General features: G+C 69.9%; 4 protein-coding genes. All 4 read right to left on the reverse strand.

Going from position 1 to position 4,431, the window contains the following annotated elements:
* Positions 1–11: 11 nt before the first annotated feature.
* Positions 12–1,022 (reverse strand): NAD-dependent epimerase/dehydratase family protein, encoded by a 1,011-nt coding sequence (locus STRTUCAR8_RS00545; protein WP_006373399.1) that lies wholly within the window; start codon positions 1,020–1,022, stop codon positions 12–14.
* Positions 1,023–1,132: 110 nt separating this feature from the next.
* Positions 1,133–1,882: a lysophospholipid acyltransferase family protein gene (locus STRTUCAR8_RS00550; protein ID WP_006373398.1), complete on the reverse strand. Its 750-nt coding sequence runs from the start codon at positions 1,880–1,882 to the stop codon at positions 1,133–1,135.
* A 326-nt stretch (positions 1,883–2,208) separates the two neighbouring features.
* On the reverse strand, positions 2,209–3,465 hold the full coding sequence (gene rocD, locus STRTUCAR8_RS00555; protein ID WP_006373400.1) for an ornithine--oxo-acid transaminase: 1,257 nt from the start codon (positions 3,463–3,465) through the stop codon (positions 2,209–2,211).
* Positions 3,462–4,274, reverse strand: a complete 813-nt coding sequence (gene ddaH / locus STRTUCAR8_RS00560; RefSeq protein ID WP_006373396.1) for a dimethylargininase — start codon at positions 4,272–4,274, stop codon at positions 3,462–3,464. Before ddaH ends, rocD begins: the two co-directional genes overlap by 4 nt.
* Positions 4,275–4,431 lie beyond the last annotated feature (157 nt).

Consider the following 4,431-nt stretch of genomic DNA (forward strand, 5'->3'; position numbering starts at 1 on the left):
TCGCGGGTCCGTCACGCGAGCCAGGCGTCCTCCGCCGCGTAGTCGAAGAGGTCGCCGTACGTCGCGAACATCTTGGGATACGCCTCCCGCCAGTCCCGCCCGGCCAGCCGATCCTCGATCCAGGCGACGGTCTCGGGCAGGCTCTCCGCGTACGTGATCACGGGCCGGTACCCCAACTCCCGTTCCGCGGCGGACATGTCGGACACCACGGGGACCGGTACCGACCAGGGGGTGTCACCCACGGTGGGCGCCGGCGGCGGACCGTCCACGAGAACGTTCTCCCCCTCGACCCCCATCACGGCGTCGATGGCCCCCGCGATCTCCGCCACCGTCGGCGCCTCGGCATCCACGGCGTTCAGGGCCCGGGTACCCGGACGTGCGGCGGCCAGCCGGATCAGCTCGGCGATATTGTGGACGCTCGCCGGATGGAAGCGACTCGCGCCTCCGTAGGGAAGGACGCGTCGGCGCCGCCCGTCCAGGTTGCGCTTGACGAAGTACAGCTCGCGCGGGGTACGGCAGTACGGCCCGTGGATCGCGCCCGCCCGCAGCAGCGTGGTCGGCAACTTGTCGCCGACGGCGAGGAGTTCACGTTCGAGGCCGGCCTTCCGGGCGCTGTACGAGTCCTCGCCCGGCCGCACCGTGCGCTGCTCCTCGGGGATGGGCACGGGGTACTCGGGGAAGCCGTCGGGCTCCTCCTGCGTGTCGAAGTTCCGGCCCTTGGCGTCCTCGTACACGGACACACTGGAGATCACCACGGCCGACCCGACCCGGCCCGCGAGACCGGTCAACTGCCGTGCGTGCTCGGGCCCGTAGGCCACCATGTCCACGAGCACGTCACATCCGTCGCCCACGACAGCCGCGAGCGCCGCGTCGTCGGCCCGGTCGGCGGCCGTGACCCGCACCTCGTCCGGCCACTCCGCGTCCCGCCCACCGCCCCGTGAGACGGCGGTCACCTCCCACCCGTCCCGGGCGAGCGCCCTCACGGCCACCCGCCCGATCTGCCCCGTCGCCCCGATCACCACAGCTCGTCTCATGGAGCGACGGTAACCGCTGGGCCCGGCAGTTCCGGCGGGTATTAGCTACGAGCAGACCACGGCCACGGCCGAGTACCCGGGCACTTCACCCAGGCGTTTCAACTGAGCGGCATACGCGGGAACTTGCGCCCCCGCTGTTCCTTCTCCGCCTTCTTCTCGGCGGCCTTCTTCTCGGCCTCCTCCTTTTTGGCGACGGCCGCGTACTGGTCGACGTACTCCTGCTCGGAGAGGGAGAGGATGGCGTACATGATCTCGTCGGTGATGGCCCGCAGCACCGCCTTCTCGCCTTCCATCCCCTCATAGCGGGAGAAGTCGAGGGGCTTGCCGAAGCGGATCCCCACCGGATGGATGTTCGGGATGACCTTCCCAGGCGGCTGCGCCTCGAACGTGCCGATCATCGCGCACGGAATGACGGGCACCTGGGCCCTGAGCGCCATCACGGCGACCCCGACCTTGCCCTTGTACAGCCGCCCGTCGTGCGACCGGGTGCCCTCCGGATAGATGCCGAGCAGCTCGTCCTTGCTCAGCACCCCGAGCCCCTCCCGGATCGCCGCCTGCCCGGCCTCCTTGCCGGACCGGTCCACCGGGATCTGCCCGGCGCTGCGGAAGAAGTACGCGGTCAGCCGCCCCTTGATCCCGGGCCCGGTGAAGTACTCGGCCTTCGCGAGGAAGGTGATGCGCCGCTTGAGGATCGCGGGCATGAGGAAGTGGTCCGAGAACGACAGATGATTGCCGGCGACGATGGCGGCGCCCGACGACGGCACGTTTTCGAGCCCCTCGATCCGGGGCCGGAAGACGAGTCTCAGCAGCGGCCCGAGCAGCACGTATTTGAGTACGTAGTAGAACAAGGGGGTCGCTCCTCAGATCAATGCAGGTCAACGCAGGTCAACGGGGTGCGCGTCGGGACGTCAGTGTATGTGCCGAGGCGGCCGCCTGTAACGGGGGTGATCAGCCTCAGATACTGTCCGGAAGGACCTCGTCGAGATGCTTGAAACCCACCTCCACATGCGGTCCAGCTCCGCGAAGCCGCCCTAAGCAAGTGCGCTCCGCCAGGCAAGTGCGCGTCAGCCCGCTGCCTGCCTGCCTGCCTGCCTGCCTGCCCGGACGGCACGGCGGCAGGACCGCCCGCCGCCCGGGTGAGGGCTGGGCAGAGCCGCCGCCGTGCCGTCCGCTGTCAGGCTCCCTGCGTCAGCACCCGCTCCAGCGTGCCCAGCGCCGTCTCCAGTTCCTCCCCGGTGACCGTCAGCGGCGGCGCCAGCCGGATCGTCGAGCCGTGGGTGTCCTTGACGAGGATCCCCTCCCGCATCAGACGCTCACTGATCTCCCGCCCGGTCCCGATGGCCGGGTCGATGTCGACGCCCGCCCACAGCCCGCGCGCCCGGAATCCGACGACGCCCTTGCCGACCAGCCCGGTCAGGCCGTCGCGCAGGACGATTCCCAACTCGGCCGCCCTGCGCTGGAATTCGCCGGTCTCCAGCAGTTCGACGACCGCCTGGCCGACCGCCGCGGCCAGCGGGTTGCCGCCGAACGTCGAGCCGTGTTCGCCCGGGCGCAGCACGCCGAGGACGTCCCGGCGGGCGACCACCGCCGACACCGGCACGATGCCCCCGCCCAGGGCCTTGCCGAGGAGCAGCATGTCCGGGACGACGCCCTCGTGGTCGACCGCCAGCGTGCGCCCGGTGCGGCCCAGGCCCGACTGGATCTCGTCGGCGATGAAGAGGCAGCCCTTGCGGCGCGTCAGTTCGCGTACGCCGGTCAGATAGCCGTCGTCCGGGATGAGGACGCCCGCCTCGCCCTGGATGGGCTCCAGGAGGACCGCCGCCGTTGTCTCGTCGATCGCCTCCTCCAGGGCCGCCAGGTCGTTGTAGGGGACGATCCGGAAGCCCGGCGTGAACGGGCCGAAGCCCGCCCTCGCCGTCTCGTCGGTCGAGAAGCTGACGATCGTCGTCGTACGGCCGTGGAAGTTGTCCGCCGCCACCACGATCGTCGCCCGGTCGGCGGGCACGCCCTTCACGTCGTACGCCCACTTGCGGGCCACCTTGACGGCGCTCTCGACCGCCTCCGCGCCGGTGTTCATCGGCAGGACCATGTCCAGGCCCGTCAACTCGGCCAGGGAGGTGGCGAACTGGGCGAGTCGGTCGTTGTGGAAGGCGCGGGACGTGAGGGTGAGACGGTCCAGCTGGCGGTGTGCCGCCTCGATCAGCGCGGGGTGGCGGTGGCCGAAGTTGAGGGCCGAGTAGCCGGCCAGCATGTCCAGGTAGCGGCGGCCCTCGACGTCCTCGACCCAGGCGCCCTCGGCGCGGGCCACCACCACGGGCAGCGGGTGGTAGTTGTGCGCGAGGACCGGTTCCTCGGCGCGGATCAGATCCGCGGAGCCGGGTGCGCCCGTGCCCGTGCCTGCGCCCGTGTTCGTGTCCGTGAGTGCGGTCATGAGCGGATCTCCTGAGTGCAGCACTTGATGCCGCCGCCGGCCTTGCGGAACTCCGACAGGTCGACGGGGACGGGAAGATAGCCGTGACGCGCCAGTTCGGCGGCGAGGGCCGTGGCACCCGGGTCGATGAAGACGTGGTGGCCGTCCGAGACCGAGTTCAGCCCGAAGGTCATCGCGTCCTCGCGGGTCGCGACGACCGCGTCCGGATACAGCCGGGCCAGCACCTCACGGCTGCCCGGCGAGAACGCGTCCGGGTAGTACGCGATGTTGCTCTCGTCGAGGACGAACAGCGCGGTGTCCAGGTGGTAGAAGTACGGGTCCGTCAGCTTGAGGCCGATCACCGGGACACCGAAGTACTCCTGCACCTCGTGATGGGCCTCACGGGTCGTACGGAAGCCCGTGCCCGCCAGGATCCAGCGGCCGGCCGGGATCAGGTCGCCCTCGCCCTCGCACACCGACTCGGGGCGGTACACGTCGAAGCCCGCAGACTTGAACCACGTCTCGTACGCGGTCGACTCCGGGCGGCGCTCGGGGGCGTGGAAGGAGGAGCCGAAGACACGGCCGTCGACGACGACCGCCGAGTTCGCCGCGAACACCATGTCGGGCAGGCCGGCGACCGGCTCCACGGTGTCCACGGTGTGGCCATGGGCGCGGTAGGCGCTGATGAGTGAGCGCCACTGCTCCTGGGCCAGGTCCACATCCACCCTGGTGTCGGGGTTCATCCAGGGGTTGATCGCGTACTGCACGGCGAAATGTCTGGGTTCACAGACGAGAAAGCGCCGGGGGCGCGGCACACGGCTTTCGGGCACAGAGGGGTTCCTCCGCTTCCTGCAATGTTCCAGTGGGATGACACCACGGTAGGAACTGAGCCCGACGCTCGACAAGCGACAACGATTGCGTGTCCGCGCAGGAATCCTGCGTCTTTGGCGGCGTCAACGCAGGTCTGATGCGTTTCCCGAAGCGTTG

It is taken from the genome of Streptomyces turgidiscabies Car8, assembly GCF_000331005.1.
GTDB lineage: Bacteria > Actinomycetota > Actinomycetes > Streptomycetales > Streptomycetaceae > Streptomyces > Streptomyces turgidiscabies.